Origin of the sequence: Myroides pelagicus (genome assembly GCF_009711055.1) — a bacterium.
Lineage (GTDB): Bacteria > Bacteroidota > Bacteroidia > Flavobacteriales > Flavobacteriaceae > Flavobacterium > Flavobacterium pelagicum.
The window spans coordinates 1-22,443 of sequence record NZ_WMJY01000043.1 but is presented as its reverse complement, the minus strand read 5'-3'; the positions used below and the strand labels follow the sequence as shown (position 1 = coordinate 22,443).

Genomic DNA, 22,443 nt, shown 5'->3' with positions numbered 1-22,443 from the left:
TAAAATCAACTAATTAATACTTTTGTCGTGTACTAAGTATAATCTTTTAAAATTAATTCCTCCCTAAATGTACCATTTTTTATATTTCCACTCAAACTAAGAAAGTTGAATCACTTATTTTACTTAATAATCACTCAAAAACTCCCCCTCTTTTTCCCATTTTTACCAATTAAAAACCTTTTTAAAATAATAATTTTTAAAAAACACCTCACTTTTTTCAATCCAAAAAAAACACACAAAATATTAATAAACAACACTTTGAATAAAAACACACTATTTTTATACTTTTATTAAAAAGCCCTTAAAGTCAATAAATACAATGCTTCTCCATGAGTTCTTTGGGGGTTTATGGTGGATACCGCAAGAATACTAGGGATTTAGTGCTCTTTTTCCGAAGAATACCTCCAAGATACCTTACGTTTGCCCTTCGAAGAAAAAAACATAGATCTCTCTTCACTAGAAATACTTACTTATGTAACCTAATATTTATCAATGTGTTAATAATCCATATTCTTTGAATAATGAAAGAATAAAACAAAGTCTTTTTTTACCTTTCTAAAAAAAGATATGGCAGAAATTAAAGATGGTATTTTAGGTGGTGTACATGGCAAAGTAGGTACGGTGATCGGAATTACTTGGAGAGGAAGGCACTTTTTGCGTTCTCTTCCTAGCAGATCTCGAACTCCAGCATCGGAAAAACAGTTGATCCAAAGAAACAAAATGAGACTAGTTTCTCCTTTTACAAGCAAAATCAAAAATCTTGTCAATAAATACTACCCTAAAAAACAGGAGGGAAATAGAGTACTCAATGGACATGAGCAACTGAATTCTCATTTATTGAAAGAAGGAATTGAAACAATTGATGGAGTACCTCATCTAGCCATCGAAAAGGTTTTATTATCTCTTGGGGTACTCCCTCCTGTTGTAATTAAGAAAATTAATTTTCTCAAAGACAACCGAATTAAAATACAATGGGAAGATACATTAAAAAACGTATTGATTAAGCCCGATGACAGATTAACAATAGTCATCTACAACGATAGTATTGATGCATTTCACATCGCGAGTCATCTCGCTACTCGTCAAGAAAAATACGCTCACCTCTCACTACCTGAAAAGTGGAAGAATGGTAATTTCCATTTTTGGAGTATTTGGGAATCTTCAGACAACAGCGTACATAGCACCAGTCTGTATCACGAGACTATACAACTGAATCCTACCAGTACGAACACAAGCCTATAGCGATTTAAAATGTATTCATACGCATCAACTATACCACGAATTATCTGCGTGTTAGCAGCAGAATAACCAACGAGTTGTTTTTACCTGTCTAATCACTTTATTCGCCAAAAAAAAGAGACCAAAAATTGGTCTCTTTTGTATATAACTGAATGAATTATTTAGTGTAAATTTTCAATACATTGCCACTTGCATAGTACAGATTCTCGCTAATAGGATCGATTTCATATAGTGGTTTGTTTCCATCTAATGGAACGCGTACTACCTCTTCTCCATCTTTTTTGCGTACTTTTACTAATTCAGGACCTTGTTTACCTCGATTTGCTACAAAGACATAATCTAAACTTTGCTTCATCGCATTGAAGCGATTTCTCACATTCGCTGTGAAATTTTTCTCTAGTGCATCGCCCATTTCTCCATAAGTATCTGCTTTTTGACTTGCTCTGCGTTGTGCGCTATCTGATAATAATGCATTGGTCTCTGAGTGTAATTGTCCTTTACTATCTCTATAGGTCATAGTCACTGTTGCTGTTGATAGAGAGCTATTAGCACCTTGAGATACTCCTAGCATAACTCCTCCTACAATTCCAGCTGATTTCATCAAACGTCTTCCTGCTTCTCCAGGTTCTTTATAAGTAGTGTGATATAACTCATTACCTTCATAGTCTAATCCGATTACATCGTTTTCACCCACTATACAGATTCCCCAGTCTTGTGTTTCGATACTCTTGATCATCTTATCATTTTCTACTTCTACTTTGCCTTTTGGTTTAGGATCCTCTTTGCTTGAATTATTAAAAGTATAAACGCGTTTGTTATTATACACAACAAATTTATCTTCCGTAGTAGCATAAACCAATGGACGTTTTTTATCAAACTTTACATTCTTCTTCCATATTTTTTTCCCTGACACATAGTTAACCATATTACCATAAGTACTCGTCAAATAAAACACGCGATTATCTCCTGCTTTCCCTAAGTAAAAAACCTCATCTTCTGCATCATCAGCTATCTCTACAAATTTCTTCCATTTGTTTTGTCCTTCCTCATCGACTAAGTTCATCTCGTTATCAGCAATATACAAATAGTCATGCTCTACAGGAATTACTTGCTTGATATTCTTGCCTTTTGCATCTTTCTTCCATACTTTCTTCCCATCAGCATAACTATAAAAATTAAAGCCATTTGTATGTGCTACTAACAATTTGTCTCCATGATCTTCCAAATAACTAATGCGTTTGGTTACGATGTCTTTGTCCCATAGTTTCTCTCCATTGTTCAAATTCAATACATTCAATGCATACTTGAATTTAAAAAACTAGATTCATCAGTAATTACAACTATCTTATCTTTTCGTTGATTCAAAAAGAAATTAGTAATGATATAAGAGGTATTCCAATTAATCTTTCCTGATGTTTTATTGATAGTATATAGTACCCCTTTCACTGTCACCAAGATTTCATCTGAAGCAGTAATAATCTTATCTTCAACTTGTTGGGTTACTTTTCCTGTAAAGGCTTTAAACAAATTCCCTAATGATTTACCTAAACTATCCAATGTACCTAAGTCATTTGACCAAAGTACTTTTTTTGAAGCCAAATCATAGTTTAAAAAAGAGATTGTAGAATCTTTTACTCCAAGGATTAATAAGTTATTTTCTGCAATTAGGTAATAAGTTTGCAAAATACGATACTGCATCTCTGCCGAATTAAAAACCACTTCACCTGTCGCCGAATTTACAATCAAGTCATTGTGCTCTAGACGAACTGCAGCAAAAGGAGATTGAGGAATTAAAGTAACCTCTTCATCTTTATTAAAGGCATTTAAAAAATCATTATTCTCTATCTTATTCAAGGTTGTTGTAACACCTTCTAAGGTAGTTATACTCGCGTAATCCTTTTTAGCAAAAGACCAATTCAACTCATTAGTTTGTCCATTGACACACGAAACATTGTCTTTGTCCTCTACTAAGACATTTCCTGAAAGAGGATCTAATAAGACTTGTTCAATATCTGCTTTCATATCAACAGTAACCTGTGCGAAAGCTCCCATAGAACAGAACACGCTCAATGCGATGTAATTCTTCACATTCATAATTATTTTATTTTTAGTTAATCTATTTGAATTCATACATTTTCAAAAAACAAGGTAATCATCAGCATACTTTACCTTGCAACTTATCAGATCTTCTCACTTTACCTACACTATTACTTCTAAAGAAAAAGTAAATCGCGTAAACTTAATTTGGCGTAAACAAAACATTCTTTATTTTATTGTTTACACACAAAACTCAAAATAGTGCATTAACAACTAGAAATAACATAAAAACAAATACATTATTAATACAACTTTAAATCACACACAAATTAACAATATTTTTAATATTTTCAAATATCAAAAACATCACTTAATACTTAGTATTAACTGCAAATATTTTTCCTAAAAAACAATGTCCTATACTCATGAAGTGAGTATAGGACATTGTTTGTGTTTCTAATTTAGGATATTCATTTATCCCTCTCGAATTTATTATACATAACTTTCAATACTAAAAAAAATACTGCCAAAGCCAAACTAATAGACCATAGGCTGTAGTCCCACGTATGATAGGCAGACGCGCCAAGTGAATAGGTACTCCAGCCAGCTTCTCGATCTCCAAAAACTAATAGATTTTCATAGAACCAAAGCCCCATTACTACTAAACTGTGTATGACAAGCTGTAGTACAAAAGGTCTAATACGCAACACTAAAAGTAGTAACAACATGTAAAACACACTAATGCTTAGTGATCCTATCAATACATCTTGATAAAAGTGGAAAGTGAGATCACCAGATGGTCTGTCTTTTAAATCAGACATTGCGATAGCTGTTTGCACAAAAGAGATCAAAACGAACATTAGCCAATACAAAAATAGGCGTATCCTACCTTTTCTCTTTCTACTTATACTATCCTTTGTCTCCATTATTTCATTATTAACTCTATCAATCTATTAATATATCCCTTGATTTCAATCCTTTCAACATTAGTACGACATACATCATGACACCTTACATCTCAAATATTTCATGAACAAATGGACGTGACAACATGTGTACAAAAAAAGCGTTGTATCATACTCTTCCTTAAAAGTACAATACAACGCTTAATTATCCAAATATTACTATATTATGTTAATAATACTTCTTCTTCAACCAAAGACTCACTTTAACTAAACCAATCAATACAGGGACTTCAACTAATGGCCCAATTACCCCTACAAAAGCCTGTGGGGAATTTACTCCAAATACAGCAATGGCGACAGCAATGGCTAGTTCAAAATTATTACCTGCTGCTGTGAAAGCAATGGACGCATTCTTGTCGTAATCCACTCCTCTCTTCTTACTCATAAAAAAGCTAATGAAGAACATCAAAACAAAATAGATAATTAATGGAATAGCCACTTGCAATACTTGTAGTGGTAGCTGAACGACTTGCTCCCCCTTCAAACTAAACATGACTACAATAGTAAATAGTAGAGCATATAGTGTAAACGGTGAGATAAAAGGTAGAAACTTTTGCTTATACCACTTTTCTGAATACAAACTCGGTAAAATGCGATAACTCAAAAAACCCAATAAGAAAGGGATTCCTAGATAAATCGATACACTCTTAACAACAGTTCCCATATCTATAGCTATGGCAAAATCACCTAATCCTAATTGAGTAGGCAATACATTGACAAATAACCAAACATATACACTATAAAACAAAATTTGAAAAAGACTATTCAATGCAATAAGTAAAGCGGCATATTCTCTATTTCCTTTCGCTAAATCATTCCACACCACTACCATTGCTATACATCGCGCTAACCCAATCAATATCACCCCTACCATATAATCTGGTTGATCGCGTAGAAAAAGAACAGCTAATATAAACATCAGTATAGGCCCCACTAACCAATTCAACACAAGAGAAGTAGTCAATACTCTCTTGTCTTTGAACGCTTGGGGCAATAAATTATAGTCAACCTTCGCTAAGGGCGGATACATCATGATTATCAATCCGATGGCCAAAGGTATATTTGTGGTTTCATAAGACAATCGCTCCATCACAGAAGAGACATTAGGATATATATTTCCAATAACTACCCCAATCACCATGGCTAAAAATATCCACAAGGTAAGGTATTTATCTAAGAACTTCATTTTTGCTTTCATTAGCGTCTATTAATTTTAGCCATTACATAAAATAATTCACTGGCGATTTCTAAACTTTTCAGTCGATAGGCTTCTGCCTCTTGTGGGGTATTGTCATATTGCTTAGGATCTTCAAAGGGCATACTGATTCGTAGATCCGCTCCTCCTATAAAAGGACAACCTTCATCTGCTTGACTACACGTCATCACTGCTGCAAAGTGAGAAATTGGATTATACGCATCGTCATATAACTTCGAAAATAACATCAAAGGGTGTTGACTATCTTTGTATTTCAAACCAATCATAGGATTCTCCCCTTCTGTCAAATATTGTATTTGCATTCCTTGCTTTTTCAATGTTTTGACTACACTTCGATAGGTAGCTGTAACTGCTGTTCCTCCCGAAAAGCAACAAACCTTTGACAAACCGTAGTAGTCTGCTGCCACTTGTGCCCATATCTGCGCAAATACACTACGCCTAGAATTATGCGTACAAATAAAGTTTAACCCTACAAAGACCTCCTTATCTATACCTCGCTGTATATAATCAATCAAAGGCTGAAGTGTACGCTGACGTTCCTCAGTTACGGATACCGAAAAGATGTCCTGTACAATGGTATTTTCTAGTGTTTTATACATTTATTGGGTTTTTAGCAACATTGTGAATCAGACGAACAACACCCTCCTTCACTTGCAGTAGGTTGAGGCAAGTGCTCAGGTTTAATACCACAAGCGTCCTCTGCTAAGCAAGCTGTCAATGTATTTACTAAGACAAAGTGAGTCCCCGTAAAACGAAGATAATATTTACCTATCGTATGCTCCCCTTGAAACTCCACTTCTACCTCTGCATCTTCGATAGCTAATTTGCGTTCAGACAAACGAATAATATTTAATAACTTCCCCGCTTTCAAACGATGTTCTGTATCGTTAGCATTCCACAGTTGGAAACTTACATACTTTTCTTCTCTAATGACACCTCCACAATCAATATACTTTTTCTCTACATGACCGACTTCAGTCACGTGAAAATGTTCGGGTACAAATGTCCCATCTTCAAATTGGAAATCTACTTTTTCCAATCCTGCTAAAGCTGCTTTTACGGCTGATAATTTCATATCTGTTACTTTTTAGTTTCTATATAAATCGTAATATTACGATGCGTTGTTATAAAAAAATGCTTAACAACATTTCTCGTTAATGATATCTTGAGCAAAGAATTGACCAAAAGACGAAGCAAATTCATGCCATACATCTACATCAATGCAATAGCACACAGACTTCCCTTCTATACTTCCCTTTATGATCCCTGTCTTTTTCAACTCTTTGAGATGCTGAGAAATAGTCGCTTGCGCTAAACCTAATTCTTCTACTAAATCATTGCATATACAGGCTTTCTGATTAATAATGTATTGCAAAATAGCCAAACGCGCAGGGTGTGCCAATACTTTAAACATTGACGCCAACTCATTCTTCTTGTCACTAAACAGTTCACTCTTCGTAATTCCCATAATCAGTACCCTTATTACATATCGCAATATTACGATATAACTATTACATAACAAACTATATCCTACTAAAAAACATTGATACTTACTAAAGAATAATAGTATCTTTAAAACAAAAAAATGATAACACTTAATCAAGAGACGAGATTAGCGGTTAAGGAAGAAAACTTAGCGAAACTAGCTAAGCTACCCTATCGCTATATTGATTGGTTACCTATACATGACGAGACAAATATGCGGGAATTACAATCCCTTATCGACCGGATGTCTGTTATGAATGCACTGATCAATATCTCATTTGGTGCGCCAACAGACTACATTAAAAGCTGGATTGCACAAGAAGGTTACACACATGCCTTATCCACTTGGGAAAAAGATATCTTGGAAAAAGCGAATGATGACCTGACAGAATATGAAACAAATAGTCTTCGATGGTATCTCGAGGGACTATGGGCTCTTATGTGGGCTGCTAAAATGACTGATATCTTAGACGAAACACAATGGATCCCAGATACCATGGCTTCATTACTTCCTAACTTAGCAGAGGAAGAAGAAAACGATAAGTTGAGCCTATTATCGGATATGCGCTCTGTTCGCGACATCTATACTATGATGGACTACTACTACCGACTACATTGGTATTGTGTCGATGAGCGAATCAAAGGACAAGAAGCTTTGATTAACGAAGGAATTGTATATGAACGACGTCGTGCACTTGAATGGTTGTTAGACGATGAGTCGGATTGGGATGAAATAGAAATGAGTACTTAATTAAAACACTATTTTGGGACTAACAGCAACATTTATACGCCTAACAGAAGGTGAGCTTTGTGAAGTAATTCACGATGGTGGGGAAGGAAATATTAGAGGTAATCAACTCATTAATATTGACAAATCTTGGGATGCAATAGCATTTCTTATTTCTAATCAACAATATGATTATGACGAGCAGCCTATTGCCAAACTAATATTTGGAACGCATGATTTATGTGAATATAGCGATAGCGAAGTTTGCTATATTTTACCTGAGGAAGTAAAAGCGTTTAATAGGCACTTATCTCAGTTATCAGATGAAATGCTTTATAACAGACTAGACTTTGAGTTTATGGAAACACATAATGTATATCCTAATATATGGGATAATGAAGCAGAAAAAGAACAGGTCTGGAAATACTTACTTCACTGGATTTCAGAAGTAAGAACATTTTATCAAAAGGCAAGTGCTAACAATGAAGCAATTATTACTTATATCACATAATACAAAGCCCTTGCTAGGATACAGCAAGGGCTTTTATTTTTATTACTGATCAATACATTTAACCAATTGATTAAATGCATTCATATCAATATTTAATTTTTTAAAGGCGGGATCAGCAGGGTCTAAAGCATTTAATGATTGATAAATACCATCTCGCTGAGGCTGAATAATCAACCAAGAAACAACACTTTCTACCATTCGAGGTTTCTTCGGATCACTAGACAAATTATTTCTAACATAAACCTTAATAATCACTGTTCCTCCTGTGATATCTTCAATCCTTACGTGATAATCTTCCCCTGAGTAATCAAAATCACTATTCTTCATTATCTGATTTAATCGTTCATTACACGATCGGCTTGTCGAATGAGGAGAATGTTTTGCCCATACAACTGTAGTACAAACACATACGCAAGCGACAATCAAACATCTAATATATTTAATAAACATACTAATTTACCTATTTTTCATCTAAGTCTGTATTTCCTCTTTAGAACTATGCTACTCGTGAAGAAAGTAACTAACTCCTTGCAACAACAAGAAGTTCATTAACAGTTAAAGTGCGTCAACCGATAAATACAGCTTCTAAAATATTCCTAACGAAGTAAAAGTAATTAATTCTAATGAAAAACCAAGTGTAAGTTACCTAATAATACAAAAGAGCTATCGTTACCCGATAGCTCTTTTTTCGTATTCACAATAAACTTATTTACCTGTCTTCTTTAGACAAAAAGCATATTTCAATTTAATTCCTAGATTATAGTTTCGATAAGTTACCTACTCAACATTATTTTGCAGAACAGAATTGAGAATCAACGGATCTTCAAGATCTCTGTTATAATCAACAAGAGCTGAATGAGCTGTAGTATTGTTATTATCAACCTCCCTTACAAGGTTATTCAGACCGATATCAAAGTACATCCCGACATACAAAGAGCTGTTATCAGACATACGTTGTTTTACCCCAATTTCTGCTACATAAGCCCAACGATTCTTAAAATCTAATTGATTCTCTTGTGTTCGCCCATTAAAGTTTCCAAAACCAACGAAAGCTGGTCCTGTTAACTCAATATTGTATTCTGAATAATATCCTGATGTCCTAAGCTTTCCCATACGGGTAGTTGCTACGGCATCTTCTATATGCAAACCGTATGACACCCCAGACTTAACAAAGAATCGCAGAGATTCTCCTGTTGTTTCATACTGTAACATCAAGGGAATCGTAAACTGCTTTAAAGTAACTTTTTCTTTCATCTGATCACCTTGATACCTCAAAATAAAGGCATCATTATCTCTGTCAACAGCACGTGTTTCACCTTTAAACTTGGCCATTCTACCTTGGGTATAATACCACGAATAATTAGGCTCTACGTGAAGACTAAAGTTTTTTGACAAATAGTGACCATAACTTAACCCTACATTAAAACCATTACCTACCACAGCAGTCATACCCTTAGGACTCTTTACTGTCTTCGAAAAATGTATTGAATAAAACACTCCTAATTCTTGCGCTTGTGAAGTACAGTAACTCATTAGAGCTACTGCACTTATAATCATTATCTTCTTTTTCATGCTATTGTACTAAAAATCGTATTGTTTGTTTTCTGCCGTTGATATCTATTACTGCTAAGTATATCCCTGTACTCAATTGTTGAGGGATTACTATTGTATTCTCTCCGATATGAAGTGTCTGTCTATAAATAAACCTACCTTCAACAGTTAATATTTCAACCCTTCCGTTTTCAAATTGCTCTTCACTATAATCAACCATTATATTTGTAGTCATATCACTTGATGATACTGGGTTAGGATATAGTGAAACTTCTTTACTCAAATCCTCATAGATAGCAATACGCGTACTGTGTATCTCTTCACCTTCTGTCGTCATCACAATTAAGTAATACACGTCATTCGGGTCTAACTTATCATAAGAGGATTGTCCTACAGAATAACTCTGTGTTGTACTAACAACTACTCCATTTCTGTACCATTGATAGCTCGCGAATGAATACCCTCCATTGGTTGATGGATTATTGTTTATTAACAATGTATTCTGGAATTTCTGCAATATTATTAGTCGATCTTCAATTGGTTTAATTAGCTTAATTGTATAGGCTCTAGAAACCTTACCATCTTCAGATGTGATAACAACATCTTTATAATACACCTTAGGATCAAATGTATCAACCCTAAATGACTTAGGTACACTTAATGTGGAGTATAATGTATAATCTACAATGTGAATATCTGTAATATCCTCATATGGCGTCGTTTTTAAAGTATGTTCAACTACATCTCCTGGGTTCTTATAAGATACTCCATTAATCACTAATTCGAATATTTCTGCATCACTATTTGGTGTACGAGCATCTACAATTTTAAACCTAGCATTTAACGTCATACTGTTGTAATTCCCACCTCCAATTATGTTAGCTATCGCACTATAAACACCAGGAGTAGTATGATTAGCATTTTCATATGTTACAGTTACACCATCAGGAAGGCTTCCAGTAATTTCTATAGTTTGTTCTTCACCTGTAAAAGGAACTACTTTATCAATGAAATCAACATCTAGAACGTTTGCCTTATTGATCGTCACCGTTGTAGTCAATGGTTTATCGTTGTAGTTGTCTCCGCCCTTAACGATGACCTCTACCGTATAATCCCCTGCATCTACTGGTTCTCCGTTGATTGGATTACCTGCTTTGTCTTTGTAAATATACTCTACATCAAAGCCTGCTGGTACACCTTCTAACGTTACTGGGTGTGGTGTTCCATCATATGTAACCTCTAATGGCTCTAGAGTTCCTCCTGGAATATCTGCTTTTTCAATTGTTAGTGTTAATTGAGCTTCTGTATTCTCATAATTCTGACCTCCGTTGACAATTGCCTTTCCGATATATGTTCCAACATCAATACCCTTATTGGATTCATAAGTAACAGTTACTCCTTCTGGTAGAGAACTTTCGTCCAAAACAACAATCTGTTCTGCTCCACTATAAACAATTGTTTTTTGTATTGGATCAATAACTAATGAAGTCTTTTCAATTATTACCGTCGTATTTAATGTTTTGTCCTTGTAGTTGTCTCCGCCTTTAATAAGAACTTCTACGGTATACTTCCCTGTATTTACTGGTGCTCCTGGAATTGGATTACCTGCTTCGTCTTTATAAGTATACACTACCTCTAAACCTGCAGGTACACCTTCTACCGTTACTGGGTGTGGATTACCATCATACACAACTTCTAATGGCGTAAGAGTTCCTGGTAGTTCTGCTTTTGCAATTTTTATGGTCGTATTTAATGATTTGTCGTTGTAGTTATTGCCACCTTTAATAAGAACTTCTACCGTATATGTCCCTGCATTTACTGGTTCTCCTTGGATTGGATTATCATCTTCGTCTTTGTAAATATACTCTACCTCTAAACCTGCTGGTACACCTTTTACCATTACTGGGTGTGAGTTTCCATCGTACGTAACCTCTAATGGCTCTAGTGTTCCTCCTGAGATATCTATTTTATTAATCGTTAATGTAGTACGATCAACAACATCTTCAGCTCCTTCATACGAATAAGTAGCCTCAATGGTATAAACCCCTCCATTAATCATTTCTGTCACTTCCTTACCATCATTATCTAAGAAACGATGTTTCACTGTAACACCTACTAAACTTGTCAAATCAATAGCTGTTGCTATTTCTTTCGCTTTCCCTATATAGTCTGTACCGTCGTAATCTACTGTAAGAGAAGCCATCGTATCTATGACAGATACTACACTCTCTTTTCTAGGAATAGGTGTGATATTTTGATCGTTTTGCAACTGTACAGCTGCCGTATATTGTCCTTGTACACTCGTTTCTATTTTTGTAACTTTTGTCGGCCCCTCAGGGCCTGGCCTACCATCTATAAGATAAATAAACTTTGCTCGCTTTAAAACATCCCTATCCAATTCCCCTTCGTACGTAAAGTCATGTACATAAGGTTCTCCATTGACCAAAAGCAACTTAGGAGGATAAGTAAACTCTATGCTTATTTGATTAATTACCACACTATATTGTGGTCCACTTGACACTAAAGTTTTCTTTCCTCCTGTCTCTGGTCCTTCATAATAAACTTGTAAAAGTTTCCCCTCACTCCCCACTTCTACAGGCTAAGGCTGTATTTCATCCCCTCCTGTAAAATAAGGCCAACTAACCGAAAAACCTGCAGGAACTTCTTCTCCGTCCTTCGGTTTTACCGGTCTCGGTTTACCGTTATAATCATATACACTTTCTTGCTGATACCAATTCAAAATTTCATCAATACCATAAAAGTTTTCGTCAAATATCACCTTGTTTGCCGTAAGCTGCCCTACTACATTTCCACCCCAATCCTTTACCGTTGCAGTAATTGTATGTATCCCTGGCTTAGTATAATCTATATTTAACTCTGCTTCGTTAGTGCTAATAGATTCAAAATCATAATATAAACTCCCTTCCACACTAAGTTCATTTTCTGCATTAGGATCTCCTAAGTAATATCCGCGTGATACAAAACGAATTCCTTCAATTTCAGTTTGGGGATCTGCCTCACTTACCCCCTCTATCCCAAACTTTATAAATTGTCCAAGCCGATCACTCCCATTCCCGTAATTATCAGCGACATATTTACCATAAGTGGTCAGCGCAAATAAAGACAACACAGATACACTAATTACTACTTTTTTTTATAAATTACAACTATTTATAGTGAAATTATATCAAATTTAAGATGAAAAATATTAAAAAACACAACTAATGAAAGAACAACTAAATACAATCGCAAAAACAAAACAACAATTGTAAATTATAATAAATAAATACACGAGAATGAGTGAATAAAACAACCCTTCCTGTGTATTATTTATCCATTTAAAAAAATATTCAATTGACAAATTAATACACTAACTTCATTAACCTGCTAAGTTTACTGAATAATCTATACCTTTTTAAAAAGCACAATAGTCTAGTTACATAATTTTCACAAAAAAGCTCACAGTCCGTAAACTGTAAGCCGTCCATCTATTACTATCTCGAGAACACCTCTTTCAATTGTTTCAAGACATTACCTCCACCAGACAAGCTGATTTCACCGACCTTATCAGCAATCTTCTCGATGTATTCCATCTCTTTTAATCGCATCAACATTTCATTCTCTTCCATTAACTTCGCAGTGTTCAACAAGCTACGGGTAGCAGCAGTCTCTTCTCTACGAGTAATCATATTGGCTTGTGCTTTTTTCTCAGCGATCAACACCTGATTCATTATCTCTCTGATATCCCCTGGTAAGATGATATCTTTGATACCACACATTCTCACCTCGATACCCAACGTAGCAATCTCCTCTTTTACTGCTGCCAATATCTCCACAGACAAATTCTCCTTATTCTCCATCAACTCATCGAAAGACATTCTACCTACTTTTTCTCTCAACATCAGCTGTACGATATTGTACATTTGTTTCTCCACATCTTTGTTGTCCACATATGCTCTTAACAAGTCTTGTACTTGGTACACCAAGTTAAAATTGATACGCAACTGTACTTTGTCTTTGGTTAAGATCTCTTGACCGTTCATATCCATTGCTTGCTGACGCACATCTACTAAAAAGATTTGCACCTTGATATCGTTTTTCCAATATCTATACTCTCCTGCATTTAAAATCTCTTTAAACTGTCCATCTACAAACAATAATCCTTTCTCATTATTCCCCACAGTGTACATACGCACATAGCTTGGCATATTAGACTTACCTGTGATATTTCTTGCTATCGACTTATCTACTTCTAACCCTTCTATATTATATCTCTCGAATGAATACTCTTTAGCAGATTTCCAGTAGATATATCTTCCCGCACCTAAAGCATAAGCAAACACTTTATTTCTGTAAACCAGTATAACTTCATTATCCATCACATCGATTATTTCTAACATTGCACTTAATTCTTCGTTTTGCAACAAAGCATCAATATCGCCACGCATACTGAATACCTCAGCCCTATTATACTCCTCGACTTCTCTCTCTCCCCATAACCAATACTGTCCAGCAGTATATACTTTTTGCAGTTCACCTTGTTTAAACACCAAGGCAACGTGGTTTGTTTTTACTTGTAACTTTTTCATAGTTGTATATTTTTAATGTTTTACGTCTTTATCATAAAGAACAGCCTAAATAGGTTTCCCTTACCTCAGGCGGAAAAAGAAGTACACTGAGAAATAGAATAATTCGTGTATAATCCAGAACGACTCACAGAGCAAATTGTCCTCTCTATATCATCCCTTATTCCTCTTTCAGAGCGTAGCTTGTTTTTACAGGCTTTGATAAGTTGTCTTTTATTCTCATAGTCTAAGACTGTAAAGAAGAAAAGACAGAAACACTATTTGACTGAACCTTTTTATAGGAGAGGATTTTTAATGAAGTTCCTCTGCTTCTTCCAAATTTGCTTAAAAGGCAATTGTTCTATTCTACCAACTGAACTATATTATCCTCAGATAATAGTGGGAATCGAACCCACGACACGAACATTTATTACTAATCCCATATTAGTTGTTCATCAAGATTACAAACAGGATAAGGTAAACTACTGTCCCTCACTTCTGCGCTATTCCGAAACGCTTCCAAAGTTTGTATCTTTCGAACAGTACAAAGATGCATACCTTACTACGCAACCAATTTGCGTAGTTATAAATAATTTTAAAATATTTCAATAAACACTACATATCAACATCTTACAAGTTTAAATAATTTACAAAAAAGATTAGTACGCAATTACATTACGTACTTAAAGAGAAGAATATGTATATTTGACTAAGAATAAATACCTAAAATGTATGGCTACGAATAAATTAGCACTATTGCGCTACCGAATTATTGATGAATGTCTTCAGAACAGATTCAGAAAATGGACGTTAAACGACCTGATCGAAAAGGTAGCTGATGGACTATATGAATATGAAGGTATCGACTCAGGAATTAGCAAGCGTACCATACAACTTGATATTCAAGCCATGCGTAGTGATAGTTTGGGCTATAATGCGCCAATCATAGTAGTAGACAGAAAGTACTATACCTACGAAGATGCTAATTACAGCATCAAAAACTCTCCTATAAACGATGCGGATATGGAGAAGCTAAAAGAGGTAGTGGCTATACTGAAGCACCTCAACGGATTTAGTCAAGTAGATGAAATGAGTGAGGTAATTGCTAAGCTTGACAATAGTTTACTTACCCGTAGTACAAAAGCGCCTAACTATATACAGATGGAAGGGAATAGCTTATTAAAAGGAATCAAGTTTATCAGTCCACTCTATGAAGCGATTAAGAACAAACAAACATTACTGATCGAATATAAATCGTTCAAATCTAAAGAGGCTTCTAAGAATTTATACTATCCTTATCTCTTAAAGGAATATCGCAACAGGTGGTTTGTAGTCGTACGCAGTAGTAAACATAAACACTTACTGACTTTAGCCTTAGACCGTATCTTAAATGTATATGCCATCGCTAACGAACCGTATAAAGAATACGAGGGTGTGGACTTCGATAGATATTATAAAGATACGCTTGGAGTAACCAAAACAGAAAGTGATAGAGCACAGAAAGTAATCCTATGGGTAAATGCTTATAACGTACCGTACGTAAAGACTAAACCAATTCACGCATCACAACAGATAATAGAAGAGAACCACAAGGGTATGAAGATAAGAATTGACGTGGTACTTAACTTCGAATTAGAAAGAGAAATATTAGGATTCGGTGAAGCCATGAAAGTATTGGCTCCACGTAACCTACAAAAAAGAATAATGAAACGCGTACAACAAATGTATAGTTATTATAACAAAACTGACCTTGACTAAACTATTTTTAGTTAACATACATTCTACACCTTCAATTTCTCACACCTTCATACATAACAATCAAACGCATCTTATATTCATAGTCCCTTTAGTCACTATATGATAGAGAAGTGATAAGGACATGGTCGGGACTTTTCACAGTAGAAAGTCCCGACCATATCCCGATCACCTCCCGACCAATCAGCATAAAAAAAGGAAAAAACACCCTCTCCTATTCTCCTCATAAAAAAACTATTTCTCCGACTTATTTCTAAAGCAAACATTCTTTTTTCAAAACAAAATTACCTGTTTTAGGCAGAAAACAAACTAGTTCTAGAATTAGAAGCTTTATTTTTTTTGTAAAACACCACCAAACATCAAGCCTACTAATCCTCTTCCTTAGTGCTAATTATTAAAACGACTGTATTGATTATTTACACAAAAGTGATTTAAGTCATAGTATTAATCCTACTCGCTTATGTATCTTTGCAACATGAAACAAGGAATTCTAATTATCGTCCTACTATTTTTCATGAAGCCAATCTTTCCTGTATTGGACTTCGCGATTAACTATGACGCTATACAAGAGCTTTGTATCAATAAAGATAAACCTGAATTAGCGTGTAATGGTTCTTGTCATTTAAAAACAGAGTTAGCTAAAACAGCTCAAGAAGACAATCCCCTAACAGGTAAATCATTTATCAAACTACAAACTGAGGTACTTTATTTCCAAACACTACAATGGGAACCTCTAACAGTCAATCAAACTGATATAGATACGCAAGTATTAGATTGCTATAATAGCTTATATGCATATTTAGCAACAGTGGAAGATATCAAACCTCCCCTCGTTTAATCTTATTTTATTTATCGCTTAGCAATAATACTACATATCCGATGTAGTATGGCTTTACGCATCTATTATTCATAAAATACATAGAAGCAATATAACATATATTCTAAATAATTATAAGATTTTAATCATGAAAAAATTAATATACTTCGCTTTAACAATTATTACTTTAGGACTAACAACATCATGTACTTCTGATGACAATGCTATGGACAAAGGACCGACTACTAATCCAGATACTTCTGAAGTAACTACTAAAGTATTAGAACAAAAAACAGGTAACTATACTGTCACTATCTACAGTAATGTAAAAGAATTTTATGCTCCGTCAACAACTCCCATCATTGTAGAGTTTAAAGATGATAATGATCCAAGCAACAAAGATTTCAAAGAGGTAGCAATGAACATTATGATGCATATGCCTAACCATAGTCACTCTGCACCTATGGTACAATTAACACCCGTAGCGAATAGTACTAATAAGTTCTACGGCGAAATCATGTTTATAATGGCGGGAACTAATTTAGACAATAATTATTGGGAGATAGAACTAAAAGCGAAAAATAAGGATACACAAATAAACACTAAGCTGAAAACTTTAGCTAGAGGTGGTAAATTCTACGATAGAGAAAATATCGTAAGCATTCAGGGAAGCGATAGAAGAACACTAGAAACATTTAATGTCAACGGTGTAAAACACTTTGCTGCACTTCATCACACAGATAAATTCATTGTCGGTAAAAATGATATAACTGTATCTCTATACAAAAAAGGAGATGATATGGGTATGACATTCCCTGAAGTAGATAACCTAATCGTTACTATAGATCCAAGAATGCCAGATATGGGTAATCACGGAGTACTTGAGGGAATTATTACACTTGAATACAATGCTAATACAAAACAACACGAAGGTAAATTGCCTTTAAGTATGACAGGATACTGGTTCTTAAACTTAGTCATTAAAGACCAAGCAGGTGAAATTATAGCAGGTCAACCAGTGAAAGAAGATGCAAATGGTAATCAAACAATTAATGGGGACAAATTCTTAGACTTGTTATTCTAACAAAAGAAACTTATAAACCTTTCATTAACCACTACCTTAGTTTTTATAATCATGATCAGTAAACACTACTATATCACTTCTCTTCTGCTGACTTTTCCCTTGTTTTCAATTGCACAAGGAAATATTGTTGATACATTACAAAACAAAGCACTTGAAGAAGTAGTTGTAACCTATGCCTCAAAGAACAAAAGTTTAAATGAAAAGCAACCTTTAGCTTCTGTTGATGATTACTTAGCCCAACAAGAAAGCGTAACACTCGTTCGCAGAGGAGCCTATGCTTGGGAACCAATGATCAACAATATGGCAATAGAACGCACTAGACAAACCATAGATGGTATGCAAATCTTTCATGCCTGTACAGATAAGATGGATCCTATTACCTCTTATGTAGAAGTAAATAACTTAGAAGGTATGGACATAACCTCTGGTTCTCAAGGATCTATGTTTGGCGCTACCCTAGGAGGAAGTATTGACTTACGTACGCGTAAACTTTCATTTACAGAAGAGAAAACATGGAAAGGTCAAGTGCAAACGGGGGTTGAGTCGATCAATAAACAAAAAATAATTGGAGGTAATTTTGACTATACAACTAAGAAGTTTTACGTAAGTGGTTCTATCATGTATAGAGATGCAGATAACTATAAAGCTGGTAGAGGAAAAGAGATACAATACTCTCAATTCAGAAAACTAAATGCTTCAGGATTTATAGGGTATGCTATTAATCCTACTAATCGAATTGAGGCGGCTGTTATCTACGACAAGGCAACAGATGTAGGCTATCCTGCTCTTCCTATGGATGTTGGGCTAGCAGAAGCCATTATTACCTCAGTAAAACACGTTTATACGCCAAAAAATTCTTGGATAGACAATTGGGAGACTAAATTATACTACAATACAATAACTCATAGAATGGACGATACAAATCGTCCTGACGTAGCAATGCGTATGGATATGCCTGGATGGTCAGACACCTATGGAGCATACTCTACTTTATCCGCGACATTAAAAGACAAGCACCACATCAGTATCAATGCGAATACTTACTACAATAAATCTTTGGCAGAAATGACAATGATTTCAAATACTCCAGGTGCCACTGGAATGTTTGCCTATACTTGGCCTAATGTAAAAACTAACTATGGAGGCTTAACAATAAAAGATCACTGGCAAATAGATGATAAAAATAGCTTAATGCTATCAGGTACATTAGGTATAAACTTTAATCATGTTAGTGAAAAAGGGGTAAATCAATTAAGTATCTTCTTAAACGATGATACTTTTAAGCAAAACAAGACCCGTACTGTTGGTAACTTAGCCATGAACTATGAGCGTTTTGTTGATACTTGGTTATATGGCATTGGTGTAGGTTATGGTAATCGCGCTCCTTCAGTCTCTGAAGGGTACGGATACTATTTGTTTAACAGTGGTGATAAATATGATTACATAGGTAATCCAAATCTAAAGAATGAATCTTCTTATGAAGGAAATTTCTTTATAAAATACGCAACACCTGCCTTCTCTAGCAAATTATCAGGCTCTATCTTTTATTTAGACAATTACATCATAGGTGTAATTGATCCAGTATACAATGCAATGACATATGGAGGCTTAGGTTTAAAAAAATATGAAAATATTGACTATGCAATTCAAGGTTCATTAGATTGGAACTTCACCTACAACATTGACTCTAATTGGAAAGTGACGGGAGGATTGACTTATAGTTATGGTGAGGATAGCAATAAAAACACTTTACCATTTATCTCACCACTAGCTTATCGCACAGCTATAGATTATAAATACTATGCATTCAAAACACAACTTAGTTTAAAAGGTAACGCAGTAAAAAACAATGCTGCAGAGGCTTATGGAGAAGTTAAAACACCCGCATATGCGATTCTCGACTGGAATGCACATTATGATTTTGCCATAAAAACACACACTCTTAATGTAGGTATCGGAATCGAGAATATTTTTGACACCTATTATTCGACTTATTCGGATTGGAATAAAATACCTAATCCAGGTAGAAACTTCTTTGTCAATTTATCTTATAAATTATAAAAAAACAGTAAAGCTGATTAATTAACTTAATCAGCTTTACTGTTTTATAAGATATCTAAGAACCAAAATCCATAGTGTAATATCTCTGTTTGATTGCATTGTGTTGGAGCATCGTATGTTTTGTAAACCATTTCTCCTAATTCGAACGGCACAGGTTTGTGAAACATGGGGCCATCATATACAAAAGTATGAAACTCACCATTCTCACCACAAGGATCAACGCCTTCTGGCAAATCAACGATAAACTGTTTATCAATAGTTCTCCCAACAAAGCTTTTGTCTAAATACTGTTCATTTACACAGACAACGATAGTCTTTAAACCACTATCGACCATCTCGTGGATTAATTCAGTAGTATTCCTATTCCACAGTGGAAACACTCCATTAATACCTAAACGAGCTAGTTGAGTTTCTCTAAACATTTTTAAGTCTTCTAAGAGAATATCTCCATACACACTATCCTTTATACCAATCTTATTATACTCTTTAAGTCTTGTAGTAATTATGGTTTCATACTCTTGTAAGTTCAGTTTCTCGTTGAGGTAAACAACATCGAGTGGCAATCCTAAACAATCTGCTTGACGCTGCAACACTTCTTCTCTTATACCATGCATTGATACGCGTCCAAAATGTTCATTGACACTAGTCATCAGGCGAATTACCTTTACATCATTTGTATGCTGTAATTGATACAGTGCATAAGCAGCATCCTTACCACTACTCCAATTTAAAAAAGCTTGTCTCATTGTCCCATCTTTTTGATAAAAACAAGATATAAAAAAACGGTCTCACAACTGTGAAACCGTTTCATATAATTTATAAAACCCGAATTATATTTCTCTATTTGGATCAAATGCTTCTAAGATTTGAGCAACTCTCTGTACGAACTGCCCTCCTAGTGCACCATCTACTACTCTATGATCATAACTGTGCGATAAGAACATTTTCTGACGGATACCGATGAAGTCACCTTCTGGAGTTTCGATAACTGCAGGTACTTTACGAATTGCACCTAATGCTAAGATACCTACTTCAGGTTGATTGATAATTGGCGTACCAAATACACTTCCAAAAGTACCAACGTTAGTTACTGTATAAGTACTACCTTGAGTATCGTCTGGTTTTAATTTACCAGCTTTAGCACGACTACCTAAGTCATTAACCGCTTTGGCCATACCAACTAAGTTCAATTGATCTGCATTCTTAATAACAGGTACAATTAAGTTTCCGTTTGGTAATGCAGCAGCCATCCCTAAGTTTATATTTTTCTTCTTAATGATATAATCACCTTCTACAGAGATATTCATTCCTGGGAAGTCTTTTAATGCTTTCGCTACAGCTTCCATAAAGATAGGCGTGAACGTTAACTTCTCTCCTTCTCTCTTCTCAAATGTATTCTTAACTTTATTTCTCCAGTTAACAATATTTGTTACGTCAACTTCAATGAATGATTGTACGTGAGCTGAAGTTTGCACAGACTTAACCATATATGTCGAAATAAGCTTACGCATACGATCCATCTCTACGATCTCGTCAGCACCGTTTACAGAAACTGGAGCTGCTTTAGTAGCTGTAGCTACAGGTGCAGGTGCTGCAGTCTTAGGAGTTTCTACTTTAGCTGCCACTTGTTGAGGTTGATTACCTCTATTTTTAACGTACTCTAAAACATCATTCTTAGTAACTCTACCATCTTTACCAGTTCCAGGTATCGCTTCTAACTCAGCCAAAGAAATACCTTCTTCTTTTGCTATGTTTTTAACTAGTGGCGAAAAGAACTTATCAGAATCACCAAAATCCACAGTATTTGCTACTGCATCTTGTGCAATAGTTACTGTTTCAGCTACAGCATTTACTTCTGCAGGAGTGCTCTTTGCTACAGGAGTTGGAGCTGCTTCTCCTCCTTCAGTTTCAATAATAGCGATAGTTTGTCCTACTTGAACAACATCATCTACTTGAAACAATATCTCTACTAAAGTTCCTTCTACTTCTGACGGAACTTCGCTATCAACTTTATCCGTTGCAATCTCTAATACTGTTTCATCTGCTTCAATGTGGTCCCCTACATTTTTCAACCAGTTTGTAATGGTTGCCTCAGCAACACTCTCACCCATTTTGGGTAATTTCAATTCGAACTTTGCCATATTTATAACCTAAGGTTGTAATTTTTGTTTCAAATTACAAATTTAATAATATTTCGGACTTATAATAAAATAATTCAGAATTACGAATCTATTAAAATCTAGAGAATCAAAACATTAATTCTATCACAACTTCTAATTAAAAACTTATAATAACATTGTTTTATTAATTATTTTTTTCTCAATAATACATTTGCAATAGCCCTTTCAATCCCTCTATTTATTGAGAAAAAAGATTTTTTAACAACTCTAAAGCAATCGAGTAGGAGGCTGAAGATTATTTCTTCAGCCG

21 protein-coding genes are annotated in these 22,443 nt (G+C 34.9%); 7 read left to right on the top strand and 14 right to left on the bottom strand.

The window, feature by feature from the left end:
* Positions 1-567 precede the first annotated feature (567 nt).
* On the top strand, positions 568-1,242 hold the full coding sequence (locus tag GJV77_RS13220; RefSeq protein WP_155036819.1) for a DUF6266 family protein: 675 nt from the start codon (positions 568-570) through the stop codon (positions 1,240-1,242).
* A 154-nt stretch (positions 1,243-1,396) separates the two neighbouring features.
* Here GJV77_RS13220 and GJV77_RS13215 read toward each other — a convergent pair whose 3' ends face one another.
* The 7 genes from GJV77_RS13215 to GJV77_RS13185 all read right to left on the bottom strand — a co-directional run bounded on the left by GJV77_RS13215 (position 1,397) and on the right by GJV77_RS13185 (position 6,925).
* Positions 1,397-2,536 (bottom strand): outer membrane protein assembly factor BamB family protein, encoded by a 1,140-nt coding sequence (locus tag GJV77_RS13215; protein WP_155036818.1) that lies wholly within the window; start codon positions 2,534-2,536, stop codon positions 1,397-1,399.
* On the bottom strand, positions 2,533-3,333 hold the full coding sequence (locus GJV77_RS13210) for a hypothetical protein (protein WP_155036817.1): 801 nt from the start codon (positions 3,331-3,333) through the stop codon (positions 2,533-2,535). The genes GJV77_RS13215 and GJV77_RS13210 overlap by 4 nt, the downstream gene beginning before the upstream one ends.
* 413 nt (positions 3,334-3,746) lie before the next feature.
* Positions 3,747-4,202 (bottom strand): hypothetical protein, encoded by a 456-nt coding sequence (locus GJV77_RS13205; RefSeq protein ID WP_155036816.1) that lies wholly within the window; start codon positions 4,200-4,202, stop codon positions 3,747-3,749.
* A 208-nt stretch (positions 4,203-4,410) separates the two neighbouring features.
* Complete coding sequence (gene arsB, locus GJV77_RS13200; RefSeq protein WP_155036815.1) at positions 4,411-5,439, bottom strand: ACR3 family arsenite efflux transporter; 1,029 nt, start codon at positions 5,437-5,439, stop codon at positions 4,411-4,413.
* The gene (locus tag GJV77_RS13195) at positions 5,439-6,056 is read right to left on the bottom strand and encodes a low molecular weight phosphatase family protein (RefSeq protein ID WP_155036814.1); all 618 of its coding nucleotides are present in this window, start codon (positions 6,054-6,056) and stop codon (positions 5,439-5,441) included. Before GJV77_RS13195 ends, arsB begins: the two co-directional genes overlap by 1 nt.
* Positions 6,057-6,067: 11 nt before the next feature.
* Positions 6,068-6,532, bottom strand: coding sequence for a DUF6428 family protein (locus GJV77_RS13190; protein ID WP_155036813.1), 465 nt, complete (start codon positions 6,530-6,532; stop codon positions 6,068-6,070).
* A gap of 63 nt (positions 6,533-6,595) precedes the next feature.
* Positions 6,596-6,925 (bottom strand): ArsR/SmtB family transcription factor, encoded by a 330-nt coding sequence (locus GJV77_RS13185; RefSeq protein WP_155036812.1) that lies wholly within the window; start codon positions 6,923-6,925, stop codon positions 6,596-6,598.
* Positions 6,926-7,042: 117 nt separating this feature from the next.
* On the opposite strand from GJV77_RS13185, the gene GJV77_RS13180 reads away from it, so the two are divergent.
* Together GJV77_RS13180 and GJV77_RS13175 are read left to right on the top strand one after the other, a co-directional pair.
* On the top strand, positions 7,043-7,693 hold the full coding sequence (locus tag GJV77_RS13180) for a DUF4272 domain-containing protein (protein WP_155036811.1): 651 nt from the start codon (positions 7,043-7,045) through the stop codon (positions 7,691-7,693).
* A gap of 13 nt (positions 7,694-7,706) precedes the next feature.
* Positions 7,707-8,180, top strand: coding sequence for a YfbM family protein (locus GJV77_RS13175; protein WP_155036810.1), 474 nt, complete (start codon positions 7,707-7,709; stop codon positions 8,178-8,180).
* Between the two features lie 42 nt (positions 8,181-8,222).
* Here GJV77_RS13175 and GJV77_RS13170 read toward each other — a convergent pair whose 3' ends face one another.
* The 5 genes from GJV77_RS13170 to GJV77_RS13150 all read right to left on the bottom strand — a co-directional run bounded on the left by GJV77_RS13170 (position 8,223) and on the right by GJV77_RS13150 (position 14,320).
* The gene (locus GJV77_RS13170; RefSeq protein WP_155036809.1) at positions 8,223-8,630 is read right to left on the bottom strand and encodes a hypothetical protein; all 408 of its coding nucleotides are present in this window, start codon (positions 8,628-8,630) and stop codon (positions 8,223-8,225) included.
* 327 nt (positions 8,631-8,957) lie between these two features.
* A complete protein-coding gene (locus tag GJV77_RS13165; protein ID WP_155036808.1) occupies positions 8,958-9,752 on the bottom strand; it encodes an outer membrane beta-barrel protein in 795 nt (264 codons plus the stop codon).
* Between the two features lies 1 nt (position 9,753).
* Entirely contained in the window at positions 9,754-12,321 is a 2,568-nt protein-coding gene (locus GJV77_RS13160) for an MBG domain-containing protein (protein ID WP_155036807.1), read from the bottom strand.
* A 9-nt stretch (positions 12,322-12,330) separates the two neighbouring features.
* Positions 12,331-12,861, bottom strand: a complete 531-nt coding sequence (locus tag GJV77_RS13155) for a hypothetical protein (protein ID WP_155036806.1) — start codon at positions 12,859-12,861, stop codon at positions 12,331-12,333.
* A gap of 364 nt (positions 12,862-13,225) precedes the next feature.
* Positions 13,226-14,320: a slipin family protein gene (locus GJV77_RS13150; RefSeq protein ID WP_155036805.1), complete on the bottom strand. Its 1,095-nt coding sequence runs from the start codon at positions 14,318-14,320 to the stop codon at positions 13,226-13,228.
* A 708-nt stretch (positions 14,321-15,028) separates the two neighbouring features.
* On the opposite strand from GJV77_RS13150, the gene GJV77_RS13145 reads away from it, so the two are divergent.
* The 4 genes from GJV77_RS13145 to GJV77_RS13130 all read left to right on the top strand — a co-directional run bounded on the left by GJV77_RS13145 (position 15,029) and on the right by GJV77_RS13130 (position 20,013).
* Positions 15,029-16,054 (top strand): helix-turn-helix transcriptional regulator, encoded by a 1,026-nt coding sequence (locus GJV77_RS13145; protein ID WP_155036804.1) that lies wholly within the window; start codon positions 15,029-15,031, stop codon positions 16,052-16,054.
* 472 nt (positions 16,055-16,526) lie between these two features.
* Positions 16,527-16,889: a hypothetical protein gene (locus GJV77_RS13140; protein WP_155036803.1), complete on the top strand. Its 363-nt coding sequence runs from the start codon at positions 16,527-16,529 to the stop codon at positions 16,887-16,889.
* A 127-nt stretch (positions 16,890-17,016) separates the two neighbouring features.
* Positions 17,017-17,952 carry a hypothetical protein gene (locus tag GJV77_RS13135; protein ID WP_155036802.1) on the top strand — a complete coding sequence of 312 codons (936 nt, stop codon included), beginning with the start codon at positions 17,017-17,019 and terminating at the stop codon, positions 17,950-17,952.
* Between the two features lie 51 nt (positions 17,953-18,003).
* The gene (locus GJV77_RS13130) at positions 18,004-20,013 is read left to right on the top strand and encodes a TonB-dependent receptor plug domain-containing protein (protein ID WP_155036801.1); all 2,010 of its coding nucleotides are present in this window, start codon (positions 18,004-18,006) and stop codon (positions 20,011-20,013) included.
* 44 nt (positions 20,014-20,057) lie between these two features.
* Here the strand turns inward: GJV77_RS13130 and GJV77_RS13125 are convergent, their stop codons facing one another.
* Together GJV77_RS13125 and GJV77_RS13120 are read right to left on the bottom strand one after the other, a co-directional pair.
* A complete protein-coding gene (locus tag GJV77_RS13125; RefSeq protein ID WP_155036800.1) occupies positions 20,058-20,759 on the bottom strand; it encodes a Dph6-related ATP pyrophosphatase in 702 nt (233 codons plus the stop codon).
* Positions 20,760-20,843: 84 nt separating this feature from the next.
* Complete coding sequence (locus GJV77_RS13120; RefSeq protein WP_155036799.1) at positions 20,844-22,154, bottom strand: dihydrolipoamide acetyltransferase family protein; 1,311 nt, start codon at positions 22,152-22,154, stop codon at positions 20,844-20,846.
* Between the last annotated feature and the right edge of the window lie 289 nt (positions 22,155-22,443).